Origin of the sequence: Plantactinospora sp. BB1, assembly GCF_003030385.1 — a bacterium.
Lineage (GTDB): Bacteria > Actinomycetota > Actinomycetes > Mycobacteriales > Micromonosporaceae > Plantactinospora.
This window is the reverse complement of the sequence record NZ_CP028159.1, coordinates 4,115,274-4,131,402: the sequence shown is the minus strand read 5'-3', so window position 1 is coordinate 4,131,402 and position 16,129 is coordinate 4,115,274. Positions and strand designations below refer to the sequence as shown.

18 protein-coding genes are annotated in these 16,129 nt (G+C 67.1%); 13 read left to right on the top strand and 5 right to left on the bottom strand.

From position 1 onward, the window contains the following. Window positions 1-21: 21 nt before the first annotated feature. From C6W10_RS18060 to C6W10_RS18050, 3 genes are read left to right on the top strand one after another with little or no spacing between them, the layout of a single operon-like run. The gene (locus C6W10_RS18060; protein WP_107259079.1) at window positions 22-732 is read left to right on the top strand and encodes a FadR/GntR family transcriptional regulator; all 711 of its coding nucleotides are present in this window, start codon (window positions 22-24) and stop codon (window positions 730-732) included. 55 nt (window positions 733-787) lie between these two features. Continuing rightward, window positions 788-1,933, top strand: coding sequence for a galactonate dehydratase (gene dgoD, locus C6W10_RS18055; RefSeq protein ID WP_107259078.1), 1,146 nt, complete (start codon window positions 788-790; stop codon window positions 1,931-1,933). Further along, entirely contained in the window at window positions 1,927-2,805 is an 879-nt protein-coding gene (locus tag C6W10_RS18050; protein ID WP_107259077.1) for a hypothetical protein, read from the top strand. Before dgoD ends, C6W10_RS18050 begins: the two co-directional genes overlap by 7 nt. Window positions 2,806-2,947: 142 nt before the next feature. On the opposite strand, the gene C6W10_RS18045 is transcribed toward C6W10_RS18050, so the two are convergent. The 3 genes from C6W10_RS18045 to C6W10_RS18035 all read right to left on the bottom strand — a co-directional run bounded on the left by C6W10_RS18045 (window position 2,948) and on the right by C6W10_RS18035 (window position 7,772). Continuing rightward, window positions 2,948-4,849, bottom strand: coding sequence for a rhamnogalacturonan lyase (locus C6W10_RS18045; RefSeq protein WP_159104637.1), 1,902 nt, complete (start codon window positions 4,847-4,849; stop codon window positions 2,948-2,950). 551 nt (window positions 4,850-5,400) lie between these two features. After that, complete coding sequence (locus tag C6W10_RS18040) at window positions 5,401-7,131, bottom strand: cellulose binding domain-containing protein (protein ID WP_107259076.1); 1,731 nt, start codon at window positions 7,129-7,131, stop codon at window positions 5,401-5,403. A gap of 404 nt (window positions 7,132-7,535) precedes the next feature. Further along, window positions 7,536-7,772, bottom strand: coding sequence for a hypothetical protein (locus tag C6W10_RS18035; protein WP_107259075.1), 237 nt, complete (start codon window positions 7,770-7,772; stop codon window positions 7,536-7,538). Window positions 7,773-8,165: 393 nt separating this feature from the next. Between C6W10_RS18035 and C6W10_RS39725 the strand changes: the two genes are divergently transcribed. Continuing rightward, the gene (locus C6W10_RS39725; protein WP_159104636.1) at window positions 8,166-8,807 is read left to right on the top strand and encodes a ClpX C4-type zinc finger protein; all 642 of its coding nucleotides are present in this window, start codon (window positions 8,166-8,168) and stop codon (window positions 8,805-8,807) included. A 608-nt stretch (window positions 8,808-9,415) separates the two neighbouring features. On the opposite strand, the gene C6W10_RS18025 is transcribed toward C6W10_RS39725, so the two are convergent. Beyond that, a complete protein-coding gene (locus C6W10_RS18025; protein ID WP_107259073.1) occupies window positions 9,416-10,126 on the bottom strand; it encodes a creatininase family protein in 711 nt (236 codons plus the stop codon). A gap of 19 nt (window positions 10,127-10,145) precedes the next feature. Beyond that, complete coding sequence (locus tag C6W10_RS37385; RefSeq protein ID WP_159104635.1) at window positions 10,146-11,336, bottom strand: hypothetical protein; 1,191 nt, start codon at window positions 11,334-11,336, stop codon at window positions 10,146-10,148. Window positions 11,337-11,547: 211 nt separating this feature from the next. Between C6W10_RS37385 and C6W10_RS18015 the strand changes: the two genes are divergently transcribed. The 9 genes from C6W10_RS18015 to C6W10_RS17975 all read left to right on the top strand — a co-directional run bounded on the left by C6W10_RS18015 (window position 11,548) and on the right by C6W10_RS17975 (window position 16,129). Continuing rightward, the gene (locus C6W10_RS18015; RefSeq protein WP_107264062.1) at window positions 11,548-11,865 is read left to right on the top strand and encodes a hypothetical protein; all 318 of its coding nucleotides are present in this window, start codon (window positions 11,548-11,550) and stop codon (window positions 11,863-11,865) included. A 229-nt stretch (window positions 11,866-12,094) separates the two neighbouring features. Continuing rightward, entirely contained in the window at window positions 12,095-12,523 is a 429-nt protein-coding gene (locus C6W10_RS18010; RefSeq protein WP_107264061.1) for a DUF3307 domain-containing protein, read from the top strand. A 46-nt stretch (window positions 12,524-12,569) separates the two neighbouring features. Beyond that, the gene (locus tag C6W10_RS18005; RefSeq protein ID WP_107259071.1) at window positions 12,570-12,767 is read left to right on the top strand and encodes a hypothetical protein; all 198 of its coding nucleotides are present in this window, start codon (window positions 12,570-12,572) and stop codon (window positions 12,765-12,767) included. Between the two features lie 102 nt (window positions 12,768-12,869). After that, window positions 12,870-13,784: a hypothetical protein gene (locus tag C6W10_RS18000; RefSeq protein WP_107259070.1), complete on the top strand. Its 915-nt coding sequence runs from the start codon at window positions 12,870-12,872 to the stop codon at window positions 13,782-13,784. 87 nt (window positions 13,785-13,871) lie between these two features. After that, window positions 13,872-14,762, top strand: coding sequence for an FtsK/SpoIIIE domain-containing protein (locus C6W10_RS17995; RefSeq protein WP_107259069.1), 891 nt, complete (start codon window positions 13,872-13,874; stop codon window positions 14,760-14,762). Beyond that, the gene (locus C6W10_RS17990; RefSeq protein WP_107259068.1) at window positions 14,759-14,977 is read left to right on the top strand and encodes a hypothetical protein; all 219 of its coding nucleotides are present in this window, start codon (window positions 14,759-14,761) and stop codon (window positions 14,975-14,977) included. The genes C6W10_RS17995 and C6W10_RS17990 overlap by 4 nt, the downstream gene beginning before the upstream one ends. Before the next feature lie 80 nt (window positions 14,978-15,057). Continuing rightward, window positions 15,058-15,483, top strand: coding sequence for a hypothetical protein (locus tag C6W10_RS17985; RefSeq protein WP_107259067.1), 426 nt, complete (start codon window positions 15,058-15,060; stop codon window positions 15,481-15,483). Next, the gene (locus C6W10_RS17980; protein WP_107259066.1) at window positions 15,480-15,782 is read left to right on the top strand and encodes a hypothetical protein; all 303 of its coding nucleotides are present in this window, start codon (window positions 15,480-15,482) and stop codon (window positions 15,780-15,782) included. Before C6W10_RS17985 ends, C6W10_RS17980 begins: the two co-directional genes overlap by 4 nt. After that, window positions 15,779-16,129: an HIT family protein gene (locus C6W10_RS17975; RefSeq protein WP_107259065.1), complete on the top strand. Its 351-nt coding sequence runs from the start codon at window positions 15,779-15,781 to the stop codon at window positions 16,127-16,129. Before C6W10_RS17980 ends, C6W10_RS17975 begins: the two co-directional genes overlap by 4 nt.

Sequence of the window (16,129 nt, the reverse complement as noted above, 5' to 3'; positions counted from 1 at the left end):
AACGAGAAGGCACGGAGAGCATTGGCACAGTACGCACGCCGCGGCGTCCACGGGCAGACCGTCGAGGTCATCGCCCGGCGCATCCTCGCCGGTGAGATCGCCGAGGGCGCCACCCTGAACCTGGCCGCACTGCAACAGGAGCTCGACGTCAGCCTCACCGCGCTGCGCGAGGCACTCAAGGTCCTCACTGCCAAGGGCATCGTCGACGCCCGGCAGAAGCGGGGCACCTTCGTACGCCCCCGGGCCGACTGGCACCTGCTCGACGGCGACGTGATCCGCTGGCAGTTCGCCGAGGGTGCCGGACAGCACCTCCTCGACCAGCTGCACGAGGTGCGTACCATCGTCGAGCCGGCCGCCGCCCGACTCGCCGCCACCCGCGCGACCGGGGCCGACCTGGCCGCCCTCGACGAGGCGCTGGCCGAGATGTCCGCCGCCACCGACCCGGTCACCGCCGTCCGGGCCGACCTCGCCTTCCACCGCGCGCTGCTCGCCGCCACCCACAACGAGCTGGTGCAGCGCCTGGAGGTGGTGATGGAGACCGGACTGGCCGAACGGGACCGCCTGGTGCACGGCGGGGCACCCGACGACGACCCGGTACCCAGCCACCGCGCGGTGGTCGAGGCGATCCGGCGCACCGACGCGACCGGCGCCGAGCAGGCCATGCGCGACCTGCTGGACAAGGCGATCCGGGACGTCCAGAAGCTACGCCGGCGCCCGGGCGACAGGCGGTGAGCGTCGCTGTCCTCGTCGGGTGGGCACGGGCTGAGCCATTACAGAGAGGCGTCCAGTGAAGATCGTCCGAATCGAGACCTTCCTCGTCCCACCCCGGTGGCTCTTCTGCCGGGTGGAGACCGACGAAGGGCTGGTCGGCTGGGGTGAACCGGTGGTGGAGGGCCGGGCCGAGGTGGTCCGGGCCGCCGTCGAGGTGCTCGCCGAGTATCTGCTCGGCGAGGACCCGCTGCGGATCGAACAGCACTGGCAGATCCTCACCAAGGGCGGCTTCTACCGGGGTGGCCCGGTGCTCTCCAGCGCCGTCGCCGGGATCGACCAGGCGCTCTGGGACATCGCCGGCCAGGCGTACGGCGCCCCGGTGCACGCGCTGCTCGGCGGCCCCGTCCGGGAGCGGGTCCGGGTCTACTCCTGGATCGGCGGCGACGAACCGGCCGAGCTGGCCGACGCCGCCGCCGCACAGGTCGAGGCCGGGATGACGGCGATCAAGATGAACGCCTCCGGCCTGCTCGCCGCCATCCCCAGCGCCCGCGAGGTGGCGGCCGTGGTGCGCCGGGTCGCCGCCGCCCGGGAGGTGCTCGGCGACGACCGGGACATCGCGCTGGACTTCCACGGTCGGGCCACCCCGGCGGCGGCCCGCCGCATCCTGCCGGAACTCGCCCCGCTGCGTCCGCTCTTCGTCGAGGAACCGGTACTCCCCGAGCACAACCACCAGCTCGGTGACCTCGTCGGCGCCTCACCGGTGCCGATCGCCACCGGTGAGCGGCTCTTCGCCCGGCACGAGTTCCTCGGGCCGCTGCGCGCGGGCGTGGCGGTGGTGCAGCCCGACCTCTCGCACGCCGGTGGCATCTCCGAGGTACGCCGGATCGCCGCGCTGGCCGAGACGTACGGCGCGGTGCTGGCCCCGCACTGCCCACTCGGGCCGATCTCGCTCGCCGCCAGCCTCCAGGTCGCCTTCGCCACGCCGAACTTCCTGATCCAGGAGCAGAGCATCGGCATCCACTACCACGCCGGCTCGGAACTGCTCGACTACGTGGTCGACCGGGAGCCGTTCCGGTTCGTCGACGGGCACCTGCGCCGGCCGGAGGCACCCGGGCTCGGCATCACCGTCGACGAGCGGGCCGTACGCGCCGCCGCCCGGCACGGGCACGCCTGGCGCAACCCGGTCTGGCGGCACGACGACGGCTCCTTCGCGGAATGGTGAGCCGACCCGACCTCCCCGCACCGGTCGCCGTGCCGCTGCGGATCGCCGTCGACCACCGACACGGTGGACGGTGGACCAGCCTGGCCGGTGGCGGGCGCGAGTGGCTCTGGCGGGGCGGCGCGACCGGCCGGGAGCGGGTCGCCCCCGGCGACGCCTTCGTCGACGCGGGCGGCCTGGAGGAGTGCGTGCCGACGGTACGCGGCACGCCGGACCACGGCGCCGCCTGGTCCCGTCCCTGGCGGACGACCGGTCCGCGGAGCGCGGTCGTCGACTGTGCCGACTTCACCCTCGCCCGCCGGATCACCGAGGAGGCGGGCGAGGTGGTGGCCCGTTACCGGCTCGCGGCCGAGCCGGGCTACCGGTTCGTCTGGGCGGCACACGCCCTGCTCGACCTGTCACCGGCGGCCCGACTGGTCGCACCGGCCGGCACCCCCACCCGGCTCTACCCGGAGGCCGCCGAGCTGCTGCCGCCCGGGACGTGGCGGGCCGGGGACCGGTGGCACACCGCCGGCTGGCCCGACCCGGCCGGGTTGCCGCTCGACCGGCTCGGCCCGGACGACGGTACCGCGCTCGGCGCCGTGCTGGTCGGTGCCGACGACGTACGGGTGGTGGACGGGACCGACGCGCTCCGGCTGCGCCTGCACTGCCCGGACCAGCCCCGTTCCGTCGCGCTGTGGCGCAACCTGCGGGGCTGGCCGGCGGCGGCGCCGTACCGGAGCATCGGGGTGGAGCCGATGCTCGGCGCGGTCTTCGACCTGGCCGAGGCGGATTCCGACGGCGGCGACACCGCTGCGGCCGGCAACGCCGCCGTGGTACCGGCCGGCGGCGAGGTCGAGTGGGAACTCGTGGTCACCGGGTACCGCTCGGGCTAGCGGCCCCGGCTCGGCGTGCTGCGAGACCTTCCGGGTCCCGACCCTACCGGCCGCCGGCCCCGGGAGACGCCGACCAGCACCACCGACGACCGGCGGGAGCCAGGGGTGTTCCCGCCGGTCGTCGGCAGTCGGTTTCGACCGACTATCCCATCGAGAAGCTGGGGTGCGGCGGTTGGTTGTACGCGGTGTTCTGCCAGGCGACGGCGACCCGGTACTGCCGGTCCTGCATCAGCGAGGGCCGGGAGATGCTGGTGGAATCGGTCGTGGAGTAGATGCGCAGCGCCGAGTTGTTCGACGTACGCCAGATGACCTCCTCACGCCAGTCACCGAGGATGTCGGCGGAGAGCGCCGGGGTGGACTTGGTGCCGTTGTTCGAGGCGACCCCGGAGCCGGTGAGCAGCCGGGTGTCGCCACCGGTGCCGTACTTGTCGATGCGGGTGCCGTCGAGCAGCTCCCGCTGCGCGTCGCCGTCCCACCAGATGACGAAGTTCGCCGAGGACGGGTTCCGGCCGATCGAGGCACCGGAGCTGTTGTAGAGGTTGCCCATGTTGGTGCCCGAGCCCCAGAACTCCGCGCCGGGGTTGCCGGCGTAGATATCGGCGGCCACGCCACGGCCGGGACCCTCGGATCCCCCGTTGTTCGGCCGCTGCCAGATGACCTGGCCGTTGCTGCCGGCGTGTACGTCGGCGGCCGGCTGGTTGCCGGACTCGTGGATGGTGAACACCTCGATGCCGGCCCGGCTGGGGATCAGGTCGCCGACGTGCAGCGCGTCGCCGTGCCCGAAGCCGGTGGAGTACATCAGGCTGCCGTTGTCGTTGATGGTGGCCGCCCCGTAGATGATCTCGTCACGGCCGTCGGAGTCGACGTCGGCCACGGAGAGGTTGTGGTTGCCCTGACCGTAGGCGCCGCCGCTGTTGCCGGAGTCGTACGTCCACCGCCGGGTCAGGCTGCCGTTGCGGAAGTCCCAGGCGACGATGACGGCCCGGGTGTAGTAGCCCCTGGCCATGATCAGAGACGGTCGCTGCCCGTCGACGTACGCGGTCGCGGCCAGGAACCGGTCCACCCGGTTGCCGTAGTTGTCTCCCCAGGAGGAGACGTTGCCGCGCGCCGGCTCGTAGTTCACGGTGGAGAGCACGGCGCCGGTCTGGCCGTTGAACATGGTCAGGAACTCCGGGCCGGCGAGGATGTAGCCGCTGGAGTTGCGGTGGTCGGCGTTGGCGTTGCCGATCACCTGTCCGGTACCGGAGCGGGTGCCGTCGGCGGTCTTCATCGCCACTTCCGCGCGGCCGTCGCCGTCGTAGTCGAAGACCTGGAACTGGGTGTAGTGCGCACCGGCCCGGATGTTGCGGCCGAGGTCGATCCGCCACAGCCGGGTGCCGTTGAGCTTGTACGCGTCGATGTAGACGTTGCCGGTGTAGCCCGACTGTGAGTTGTCCTTGGCGTTGGACGGGTCCCACTTGAGCACGATCTCGTACTCGCCGTCGCCGTCCAGGTCCCCGACGCTGGCGTCGTTGGCCGAGTAGCTGTACGACTCGCCGCTGGGCGTGGAGCCGCCGGGCGGGATCTGCAACGGCACGTCACGCGAGGTGGCGAACGGTACGACCTCGGACTCGGCGGCGGAGAGCAACTCCACCCCGCCGGTGACCGGGCGGACCGAGTAGCTGGCGTCCGCGGGCGCGCCGGCGTCGAGGTAGCTGGTGGCCTTGGTGATCGGGGTGGCGTTGACCTTCACTGCGCCCCGGTAGACGTTGAAGGCGATGCCGGCCGGATCGCTGCGCAGCAACCGCCAGGACACGAAGTTGCCCTTGTCCGAACGGATCGCGATCAGTCCGCGGTTCAGCTTCTCCGTGGTCCCGTGGGCGTCGACCGGTGCGGCGGCGCCGCTGGCGGGGAGCGGGTCGGTGCCGGCGTACGCGCCGGTCGAGGCGACGATGCCGGCAGCGCCGACGGTGAGGGCGGTGGCGGCGGCGAGTACCAGCCGCGGCGCCGACCGGCGGGCGCGCGACAGACCGGTCGGCACGGGGTGGTGGTTGATACGTTTCATTGAACCGTCCTGGGTAGGGGTGCGCGGGGAGGCGGCACCGGTGGAATGGCCCTGGTCCGTACCGGGTGGTGCGCGTGACGTTCGGTGTTGCCTGCCCGGACGCAGAACGTCGCGGCAGCCGGTCCGGAGTCGTGCTGACGAGGATGGCCCTTACGTGAGCGCTAACAAGCGTGCCCGGTGTCGAGCAGGGCGTGCCGCTCGGTCCGCGCTCCTGAACCCGGCCCGAGCCAGGTGGCTGCCCCTGGCCAGCGCCGGAGAGCAGGTCACCACGAGATCGGGCCAAACGTTTACATTGACGACGGTAAACATGGTGTGACTCGCACGTCAAGTGTCGTCAGCGACCGACCAGGGTGCGCAGAGCCATCCACTGTGGCCGGTACGGGCGCGGCGATCGAGCGCGAAACCCGTAACTGGAAACCGCTTACGGCCTTCGGGCGCACCCGCGACCCACGCTCGGGCGCACCCGTCGGCAACCTCGGCACCCAGGAAGCGTGAGCGCTAACATCCGTCGATCTGGCCGCAGAGACCGGGGATCCGGCGGAACAGGGCGGTCAGCTACAGGCGGTGCCGTTGAGGGTGAAGTTGGTCGGTGCGGCGCTGTCGCCGCTGTGGCTGGCCTGGAAGCCGATGGTGATCGAGCCACCCGGTGGTATGCCGGCGTTGTGGCCGACGTTCGTGGCGGTCGCCTGCCCGCTGACCGTCGAGTACGTGGCGTTCCAGCCGGAGGTGATGGTCTGCCCGGGTCGGAGGACGAATCTCAGCGACCAGCCGTCGACGGCGCTCGTACCGGTGTTGGTGATGGTGACGTTGTCGACCAGGCCGGTGCTCCAGGCGGTGATCGAGTTGGTCACCCGACAGGTTCCGCCGCCGACCGGCGGACCGGTGGTGGGCGGAGTGGTCGGTGCGGTGGTCGGTGGAGTGGTCGGTGGAGTGGTCGGCGGGTTGCTGGCGGCCGGTCCCTCGGTGACGGTGATCGTGGAGATGCTCCGTGCGGGGACGTTGACGGTCACCTGTCCGCCGCTCACGGTCGCCGGCTGGGACGCCCCGCTGAGACTCTGTGAGGTGACGGAGTATTCCGCCTTCGAGATGCTCTGCGGCGTCTGGACGACGGCGTTGTCGACGGCGCTGTTCGAGCGGTTGAGAATCACCAGCACCACCTTGCCGCTCCCCTGGTAGGCGGTGACCTCCAGAGAGGAAGCCCGCGAACTCTTCGAGAGGGCGACCCGCCTGTCCCCCGGCCGGACATGCTTGGAGTACTGCGCGAACGCGTGACCGCGCTTGAGGACCGCGCCCTTCGTGGTCCCGTACTGCGAGTCGCCGTCACCGATGAAGGAGTAGAAGCGGCGGCCGTACCACCAGACGTAGGCGCTCCAGTTCGCCTCCATCGATCTGTGCACGGTCCGGATGATGTCGTCGAGGGTCTCGTTCCAGACGGTCGCGTTGCTCGGGTTCCCCCAGATGTTCGACCCGCCGCCGTCCGCCGCGTGCAGGTTCCACTCGGTCATCCACTGGTTCTTGCCGTACTGGGCCGCCAGCGGGTACGGGGAGAGGTTGCCGCTGTTCTCGGCGTCGTACAGGTGCCCGCCGACGTAGCCGATGTTGTTGCGCGCGGCGGCGTCCTGGAGCGTGGGGTCGGAGTAGGCGCGGTTGAATCTCAGGGACTCGCCGACCATCAGCCGGGTGTCCCTGACCTTGGCGCCCTGGTCGCGGACCCAGTTGCGCAACTCGGTGCCGGTCCAGTCCATCGAGTCGTAGTCGGGGTGCCAGTCCGGCTCGTTCTGGACCGAGGTCACGTCGATCGCGACGCCCTGGTTCTTCATGTACTGCACGTAACTGTTCAGGTGCTCGGCATAGTCGTCGTAGTAGTCGGTCCGCAGCTTGCCGCCGTTGGTCCTGCTGTTGTTCGTCTTGAAGGTGGCCGGGGCCGTCCAGGGCGAGGCGAGAATCTTGACGTCGGAGCCGTACGCCTTCGCCGTCTGCAGGCTGCTCGCGTACAGGCCCCACTCGCTCGACACCGGCGACACCACGGTCCGGACGATCGACAGGCCGAGCTGGCCCTGGCCGGTACCGACGAGGGTCTGGGTTTCGCTTGTCGTCCACGGGCTACCGGAACCACCGAAGATCGGGGTCGCGGCCCCGAACCCGTCGATCGTCTGGTACGCCGTGGCGGTGTTGACCGTGATGTCGGGGGTTGCGGCCGACAGCGGCGGGGCGGTCAGGACTCCTGCGGCGGTGACCAGCGCGGTCGCCGCGGCCACCCACAGAATCCGGGACTGTTTCATGGTCTACTCCACTGGCTCGTGCGGCGACAGCCTTGCGGGTCGACGGGCAGGGCCCGCTCCTCAGAACCGAGGACGATCTGCCGGACCCGCTGGGGTCAGCCGGGCGTGCGGAGTCTCATCCCGGCGGTGGGTCGGCGGGTGTGCGGCCGGCGACGTCGTGGTTGGCTTCCGCCCTCCTGGACCGAACGGGGCCGACTCCGTGCGCCGTCTGCCCCGATCCGAGCTGTCCAGGGATGCCAATCCATCGATGAACTAGAATCCCAGAAGCAATTTGAAAGCACAAGGAAACGTCTCTGCACGTCGCCCGGATCCGGGACGTACCCGGGAAAACGGCACTCCCGGATGGACCGGCGGGGAGGCGGCGAACCGACCCGGCACGGACCGGGCGGGATCCCGGCGACCGGTCACCAGCGGGGCGGAGGCGCGCCGCTCTCGGGTACGACGAGCTCGGTGGCCAGCTCGACCCGGGTCCGGGCGAGCGTTTCCCCGTCGGCCAGGGCAAGGATCAGCCCGGCCGCGGTCGCCCCCATCGCCGACGGCGGTGTCCGGTCGATCTTCGACTCGCCGACACCGGCGAGGAGGCAGGGGGCAACGACGGAGGGCTGGCCCTCGACGGACCAGCCCTCTTGGACAGCGAACACGTGGTTCGCGCGGTGCCAACTTCGGTGGGCGATACTGGGATCGAACCAGTGACCTCTTCGGTGTGAAGGAACGATCAAAGGCGGCTGAGCTGTCCGACAACGGCATCCGACCTGCCGAAACAGTCCATGAGCGTCCACGGGCGTCCGTCTGTGTAGACCTCGGTCGTCACTCAGTTTGTCACCCGGCGAGCCCTGGGGTTGCTGCACGGTTGCTGCACCTCGCTGCTCTACCGCTGAAGGGTAGCCGAGCCGGACCAAGTGCCTACGGTGTGTCTGAAAGACGTCTCGATCAACAATGCGCCATGCCTTGACGTCTAGGCGTCACGTACCGGACCGTGAAGCCTCAACCAAAGCAATGCTCACGTCCAGATTAGGTAGTCAGGAGAGATATTAGTGACAGAAGACTTGTGGCATTGCAAGTTTTGCGGGAAGTCGCAACGTCAGGTCAAGAAGATAATTACCGGAGGAACCGATAGGGTAGAGTCTGTCGCTATTTGCGACGAATGCATAGAGCTATGCATGCAGATTCTATCGGAAGAAAATTTTGAGTTTGCGCAATTAGATGTGACACCGAAAGATATCATTACAACAATGGCCTTCCGTCCCGTTTTCACCAGGAGGAGATTTAGAAAGAAGAGGCGTCATTGTTTTTATCTCGGACCATTTCGGGAGCCATTCAATACTATATATGCTCAACAAATCGTCGCCGCCTTGACAAAGGAAGGCGTTACCGTAAGTCGAGCGGATGAGATTTACAGCACGGACGTAATTATTGAGGATATCTGGGAGGGGATTAACACTGCCCACTTTATTGTCGCCGATGTAACCGACAAGAACCCGAATGTCCTGTATGAAATCGGCATGGCACACACTATCGGAAAGCCGGTTCTGATAATTAGTCAATCGATCGACGATATCCCCTTTGATCTGCGACATCGTCGTTGCGTTGTTTACGAATATACGCCACCCGGCTGCGAAAAACTGCGAAAAGAACTGATATCGACAGCTCAATTCATTCTCGGCAAACGACCTTAAATAACATTCCCACCAACTTGATGTGGCTCGCCATCCCGTCTGCCGTCGACCCGCCCTCCTGGGCAGCGAGCCGCCGCCCAGCCCGCCACGTCAATCGGACCTTGACGCCTCTGGGTGACCGGCGACGAGTCGGGGACGGGGTTGGCGGCGCGCATCATGTAAGGGCAGGCCATCGGCCTGCCCACGACTCCTGCCCGAGGGTCGCAGAGGCTCCGAGGTCAAGGGCGGCCCGCAGGGCCGTCGCTTGCGACGCGTAGCGCCCTTGAGCTTGGAGGGGCGGCCCGGCACACTCGCGCCGCCAGCCCCGGCGCCGACGGCCGCAAGCCGCCGCGCGGACCGGCGTGCCTTTCCCCTCGGGTGCCGCGTCGCTCGGGCGCGGCGCGGCCGGCTGCCGGCGACGAACCTCCACCACTCCTAGAGCGATCCCGTCTGCGGCGGCCCCATGGGCTCTCGCTTCCGCGCCAGCCGCCGGGCGTGTTGCGTGGCCGGCGTGGAGCGACAGCGGAGCGTCGGACGCGCGCCCAGGCGGCGGCGCGTGCGGCCCGTCTAGGGCCGCCTTGAAGACGCACAGAAAGTTTGAACCACCTTTGGCCGGCAGCCGGCTAGGTTCAGAGCCCGAGAGCCCGTTGGTGGAGGGCGAAAGATTCAGTGAGGCTAGCCAGGGCGGCCCTACCCTTGTCGGCCGTACCGAGCGAGGGACGCCCGATAACGCCTGTCGTTGTATAAGCCGCCATTCCCAGCGTTAGGAGATGGGGTCGCTCGTCCGCGATCCAATCGGCGTTCTCGTTACCGTCGCGAACCAGGTCGGGAGCGACATGCAGCAGCAGCGAACTTTCTAGCTCCCCAGCGTGCATGTCTTCGTGATTGTTCGTCTGCATGCCCGCATCCGTGCGAGCCTTGGTCCAGTCGCGTGACTGTGGGTACAAGCTCATGGCGGGTCCGTTCACCGCCGTATACTCCTGAACCACGTTGGACAGGACGTAGTTACCGCCGTGCCCGTTGACGAGTACTAGATGATCCAGGCCAGAACGGGCTAGGGAATCAGCTACGTCAGCCACGACGCGGTAGAGAGTTCGAGAGCTGATGCTGACGGTGCCGCGCCAGCTTGCATGTTCGTGGGAGCAGGAGATCGTGATCGGAGGTAGCAACATCACGGGGTACGCCCGGGAGATGTCACGGGCTACAGCACAGGCAACCACGGTGTCGGTGATTAGCGGCAGGAAGTCTCCATGTTGCTCGAAGCTGCCGACGGGCAGCAGAGCGATCTTGGCATCACGCTCTGTCTCGTCGGTCGCGGTAGCTGCCGTTACCAGATCCATCACTGAGAGTGAACCCCTCTTATCTAACCGTGGTCAAGCGCTTGATCGCGCAGCACAGCTCAGATACTTCCTCATCTCGCCGCCATGGCGCTAGGCGTTCACGCAGCTGACGTAGGCCCCGTAGCGCCCGTGCAGAGGTTGCCGACTGAACGGTCTTCAACGCTTGGTGCCCGACGCGACATGCATTCTCTTTGTCTCCCTGGGCGGCATGTGCGCTCGCTAGACGAGTTTGGCAGAGCCCTCGATCGCGTCTCAGCCCACGGGGCAATTCACTCAACGCTCTCTCGAAGATAGGAATTGCAAGGCTTGGCGCCTGGAGATCAGACCAGCAGTTGCCAGCCTGGATACGTATGTATGCAGGCGTACAGTACGAGGCAATGTCGTCTGCTTCTGCGTCAGGTCGGGTGATCTCGTGCATGGCGGTGTCAAGCGCGCGAGCAGCTTCCTCAGTCCTGCCTCGTAATGAGTGAGCCCGGGCCTCTTGGCCTAAAACGAGTGCTCTGACGCGAGGTGAGACCGCCGATCCATTTCGGAGAGCTGCGGAAGTGAGCCCGAGTGCCCGATCGAATGCCCCCATGTCGTTCGCAATATTTGACTTTCGCATGAGCAGATACGCTGTCTCGGTTGGACTGTCGATAGCTAGCGCGTAGTCCATTGCTCGGTCAGAGTAGTGCATTGCATTTCGTGTGTCTCCAGCGTCTTGGTAAAGCCAACCCGCGAATTCGTTGTATCGATAAGCCAAGACGAGCAAATCACCGCGAATGTCATCCTCGGCGTCGGACAGAACCTCGTCGAGAAGTGTCGCCTGCGCCCGCACCACATCCACCAAATGTTGTGGACCCATGAGGTTGTCAGCCCGGATGTGTTGATCTAAGACGTTGCGGAAATACTCGACTGTTTCAGGGTCAAGCGATGGAGCGACACGGGAAGACTGGCGGCCAAATCGCTCCTGCGGATCCTCAAACCCCAGCTCCTCTTGATTCTGGCCGTAGATGGCGCAGAAAAGCCTTCGGTAGACGAGGTCGGGCTGACCACTGCCGTTCTCCCACCGGGAAAGCATCGTCTTCAGGCTGGTGTGCGCCGCGATGCTAACGCGCTGTCTGCGAGCTTCGGCTGTGAGAGCAGCAATCACTTTCGACTGCTTCCAGCCGAGATCCAGCCGCGCCTGCTGCAAGAGCGTTGCGCCTTCGTTGGTGTTCGTTGAAACCATGATCCTCCTCCACGCGCCGGTTAACAGACATCCACAGAGCAGTATGCCTTGTGGATGCCACAAATCGAAGGAGTTAACACGGTAACCATCCGGGAGCCTGCTAACTCGTCCGGGCTGGCAGCTTGAGACAGGCCGTCGTCTCCTTGAGTCACGGGCCGATCGGTCCAGACAGAGACGGATCCGAGTGGATCCCCGAACGAAGGAGACCTTCGTGAAGCTGTACGTGGACACCACGAGCAAGCAGGTGACGGTGTCGAGGGACCCGGAGCCGAAGAACGACCAGAACGGCAACCAGCGGTCCGAGAAGGGAACGGGCCGGCTCATGTGGTCTACCCAGGTCTTCGTTCTCGACGAGACGGGCGGTGAGGTCATCACCATCACCACGGCGGGTGAGAAGCCGAGCGTGAAGGTGGGGGAGTTCATCGCGGTCGAGCAGTTGGAGGCCATCCCGTGGGCGACCAACGGGCGTAACGGCGTCGCGTTCCGTGCGGTGTCGCTGAAGTCGAAGGCTGGCGCTTCGGCGAAGTAGGTTCCTCGCACATCGTGCTGTGTCAGCCACAGGTGTCCGTGGCATCCGTAGCGGTCTGATGGTCCGCTGATCTATCGCATGTGTCCGGGAGTGTTTCTGGCTCCTACGTTCCCGGCCTGGCAACCGGTGGTTGCCGTCTCGATTGTGGCGCGGGGTCGGTACTGGCTCCTACACCTGCCGACCCCGTAGCCGTCCAACCCGTTCGCCCAACATGTTGGGAGAGGTTGTCATGCTCGAATCCGCAATTGTGTTTGCCGTCGTCGCGGCGGTTCTCTACGCCGGTCACGAGGTGGCTGATCACGTACTCGGCCAGACTGACAAGCAGGCTACGCACAAGGCCGCGCCGGGCTGGCACGGCTGGCGTCATCTGCTGGCTCACGTGATGGCCTATCACTGCGTCCTGGTCGTGATGCTGGCAATCACGATCGCCGCGCTCGGCCTGCCGGTGACTGTCATCGGCTTCTGCGCCGGGATGGCGTTCTCCGCCGTCACTCACGCAATCCTGGACCGGCGTTGGCCGGTCCGTTGGATCCTGACCCACACCGGCGGAGCGGATTTCGCCGACCGTCAGGCGCCGATCTGCGGCATGTACCTCGCCGACCAGTCCCTGCACGCGGGATGTCTGTGGGTCTCCGCGCTACTCACCGCCTGTCTCTGACACCCACCACAGGCTCATGCCTTCCTTGAATGAAAGGACTTCTCCCATGTACCTCTACTACGTCAGCTTCGCGCACATGACGCCTGCTGGCCTGAGCGTCGAATCGTTCGAGTACCGGACTCCTCTGTCGATTCGTACGGGCGAGGACATCGACCAGATCACCAAGATGATTCGCAGTTGGGGACGTAGCGACGTCACCGTTCTAGGTTTTTCTCGCCTTGAGGACAGCTACACGGTGCGCTGACCTGATTCTGCCGCTGTTCGAGCGCGGGGTCGGTACTGGCTCCTACACCTGCCGACCCCACGCCCTCCAACCCATCCACCCCATCATTTGGGAGGACGTGTCATGTCCAAGCCTACCGCCCGCCTCTTCGGCGGGAAATCGTCAGGAACGGTCACGGTCATCGAGGCCAGGGTGCATCGTTCCTCGGCCCGGAACGCCCGGCTGGCGTTCGTGTTGACGGCCGTCATCGTCGGCCTCCTGGCCTCCGTGGTCACCGCCTCGTACTGGCATCCGATCCTGGCCCTGTTCGCCGGTGCTGCTATCGGCATCGGGTGCGGTGCCCTGGCGTGGGTGCTGGTGCGGGTCTGGCCGGTTATCCGGCTGCTGTGGTGGTGGACTCCCGAGATCCTGCTGTCGGTCCTGTTGCTGACCGGCTGGGTCCAGCTCGCCAACCACACCCCGGCTGTGGTGACCCTGATCGTCGTCGCCGTCCTCGTCGGCGTCCCGGCTGCCATCCCTGCTATCCGTCGGCGGATCGTCGCCTGGGTGTGGTGCCTGGTGGTGCGGCACCGACTGCGGGTCTGCTTCGCACAGTTCATCGTCGCCAACCAGTCCGGCTCCCTGCCACTGATCCTGTGGGCACGACCCACCCCAGTGGGTGAACGCGTCTGGGTCTACCTGCGGCCCGGCCTGGCCATGGCCGACCTGGAAGGCCGTCTTGACCGGATCGCGGTCACCTGCCACGCCTCCACCGTCCTGATCGAGCGGGCATCGGAGCGTACCGCCGCCTACCTGCGGTTCGACATCAAGCGCCGGGAGGTGCTGACCGCCACCGTCGGCTCCCCGCTGGTCGACATCGTCGACCCGAATACCCCGGCCACCGACCGGACGGCCGGGCCAGCGCCGACCGCGCTGGACCTTCCCGACGTCCCGACGATCACCCTGCCGGCGCAGAAGAAGCCGACTTCGGCTGCCAATGGCAGCAAGGCCGCGGACTCATCCTCGTCCGACGCGGACGACATGTCCGACTGGATCTGAACCCGAAACCCCTACCAGGACGCGAGGAGCCCCACGGGCTCGGTCGTGTGGCTTCTCGCGCCCGCCTACGTCCAAGGAGGGCATCCCATGTCTGTCACTGCTGAACCGGCACCCGTGCCGGTCGGGCCTGGCCTGTCGATGTTCGACCCGATCTTCATCGGGATCGACGAGTTCGGCCAGCCCGTCTACATCACCCTCGCCTACCGCAACCTCCTCGCTGGAGGTGAACCCGGCGGCGGCAAGTCCGGCCTGCTCAACACGATCGCCGCGCACGCGGCCCTGTCTGTCGATTCCCGCCTGGTCCTCCTTGACGGCAAGCTCGTCGAACTCGGCCAGTGGGAGGACGTCGCCGATGCGTTCATCGGCCCCGACATCACCGCCGCCCTGGCCGTCCTACGACGGCTTCAGACGGTGATGAACAACCGCTACGCCTGGCTCCGCGCCCACGGGCGACGGAAGGTCACCCCGGCCGACAACCTGTCGGTCATCACCGTCCTGGTCGACGAGATCGCCTTCTACTCCGCGACCGTCGGTGCGAAGCAGGAACAAGAGGAGTTCGTCGCGTTGCTGCGTGACCTGGTCGCCCGGGGACGGGCCGCCGGTATCCCGGTCGTCGCCGCCACCCAGCGGCCGTCGTTCGACATCATCCCCACCAGTCTGCGGGATTTGTTCGGCTACCGCGCCGCGTTCCGCTGCACCACCCCGAACAGCTCGAACATCGTGCTTGGCCACGGTTGGGCCGAGCAGGGCTACACCGCCACCGACATTCAGCCCACCAACCAGGGCGCCGCCTATCTCATCGCCGAGGGCGGCACACCGCGCCGGATCAAGGTCGCCTACCTCACCGACGCGCAGATCGCCGGCATCGCCGACTACGCCGCCTGGATCCGTCGACCCGTCAACGGGTTACAGACCGACGAACACGAAGCCCGGCGCCTCGCCCAGCAGGCACACGCCATGTTGAGGGCAGCGGCATGACCACCCGGGAACGCGCCCGCGCCAAGGCCAACACCCAACAGATGGCCCAGTACACCGAACTGTGGATCGTCGGCCACCCCGCCGACGTCGCCGCCCTGGTCCACACCGCCAGCCGAAGCGGCCTCCTCGCCTACGTCTCCCCACCCGCATCGATGGGTGGGGACGACCCGCGCATCCGCCGCTACCTCCGGCTACGCGCACACCGCACCCGCTAGCACGGCCGACAGGACCGGACCACGCCTGCAAGCAAACCCGGTCCTGCCGACCTTCACCCATCCGAAAGGACGTGGCTGCCATGAAGGCTACCCACAACCCACCCACCCGGCCGGTCGTCGACCTGACACCGGCCGACATCCTCCGCTGCGCCGCCGTCTACCTGAAGACGCGCGGCTGGACCCGGGGCAACTTCTTCAACCCCCTGACCTCTGTGCCGTTCCCATCGGCCTGCGCCGCTGGCGCCATCTGCGCCGCCACCGTCGGCCGCTCGACCGTGCCCGCCGACCTGTCGTCGACCGACCGGTCCCTCGCCTACCAGGCGTTGGCGTTCTTCGCCGACTACCTCAACGACTTCGGCGACCCCAACAACCGCCCGGACGCCGTCAACTTCATCGGCGACTGGAACGACGAAACCGACCGCACCGCCGCCGAGGCCATCAACACCCTCAACGACGCCGCCACCGAATGGGACCGCCAACACCACACGGGCGGTGAGACCGCATGAACACCGCCAAGCACCCTTTGACACCGAACGCCCCCCGGCCCCGCCGCCGGGACGTCGTCGAAAACGACGAGTTCGCGGCCTTCGCCCGGCGCATCATCCGCGCCCACGGCCGCCGCGTCGCCACCGGCGACGTCGAAGCACTCCGCGACCTCGTCGCCCTCTCCGCCGACCTCGACCAAGCCATCGGCCAAGCCGTGATCGGCCTACGGGCCTTCGGCTACTCCTGGGCCGAGATCGGTCAACGTCTCGGCATCTCCCGCCAAGCCGCGCAACAGCGCTGGGGCGGTGAACAGCTATGACCTGCGTATTCTGCGCCATCACACGCGGGCAGGAACCCGCCACCATCATCCGCCGCTGGTCCGACGCGATCGCGATCACCCCGCGCCACCCCGTCACCGCCGGCCACACCCTCATCATTCCCGTCCGACACGTCCAGGACGTCACCGAAGACCCCGACGTCTCCGCCGCGACGATGCGGGCCGCCAGCGAACTCGCTGTTCCGCCCTGCAACATCATCACCTCCGCCGGCCCGGAAGCCACCCAAACCGTCTTCCACCTACACCTTCACCTCGTACCCCGCACCAGCACCGATCTGCTGTCCCTGCCCTGGGACCCCCGTCAATCGGCGGGCGGTGAGAAGTGGTGA

Coding starts and splice junctions, on each gene's coding strand:
- C6W10_RS18050 (WP_107259077.1), top strand. CDS start 1,927: ATGGTGAGCCGACCCGACCTCCCCGCACCGGTCGCCGTGCCGCTGCGG.
- C6W10_RS18045 (WP_159104637.1), bottom strand. CDS start 4,849: ATGAAACGTATCAACCACCACCCCGTGCCGACCGGTCTGTCGCGCGCC.
- C6W10_RS18040 (WP_107259076.1), bottom strand. CDS start 7,131: ATGAAACAGTCCCGGATTCTGTGGGTGGCCGCGGCGACCGCGCTGGTC.
- C6W10_RS18025 (WP_107259073.1), bottom strand. CDS start 10,126: ATGGATCTGGTAACGGCAGCTACCGCGACCGACGAGACAGAGCGTGAT.
- C6W10_RS37385 (WP_159104635.1), bottom strand. CDS start 11,336: ATGGTTTCAACGAACACCAACGAAGGCGCAACGCTCTTGCAGCAGGCG.
- C6W10_RS18010 (WP_107264061.1), top strand. CDS start 12,095: ATGCTCGAATCCGCAATTGTGTTTGCCGTCGTCGCGGCGGTTCTCTAC.
- C6W10_RS18005 (WP_107259071.1), top strand. CDS start 12,570: ATGTACCTCTACTACGTCAGCTTCGCGCACATGACGCCTGCTGGCCTG.
- C6W10_RS18000 (WP_107259070.1), top strand. CDS start 12,870: ATGTCCAAGCCTACCGCCCGCCTCTTCGGCGGGAAATCGTCAGGAACG.
- C6W10_RS17995 (WP_107259069.1), top strand. CDS start 13,872: ATGTCTGTCACTGCTGAACCGGCACCCGTGCCGGTCGGGCCTGGCCTG.
- C6W10_RS17990 (WP_107259068.1), top strand. CDS start 14,759: ATGACCACCCGGGAACGCGCCCGCGCCAAGGCCAACACCCAACAGATG.
- C6W10_RS17985 (WP_107259067.1), top strand. CDS start 15,058: ATGAAGGCTACCCACAACCCACCCACCCGGCCGGTCGTCGACCTGACA.
- C6W10_RS17980 (WP_107259066.1), top strand. CDS start 15,480: ATGAACACCGCCAAGCACCCTTTGACACCGAACGCCCCCCGGCCCCGC.
- C6W10_RS17975 (WP_107259065.1), top strand. CDS start 15,779: ATGACCTGCGTATTCTGCGCCATCACACGCGGGCAGGAACCCGCCACC.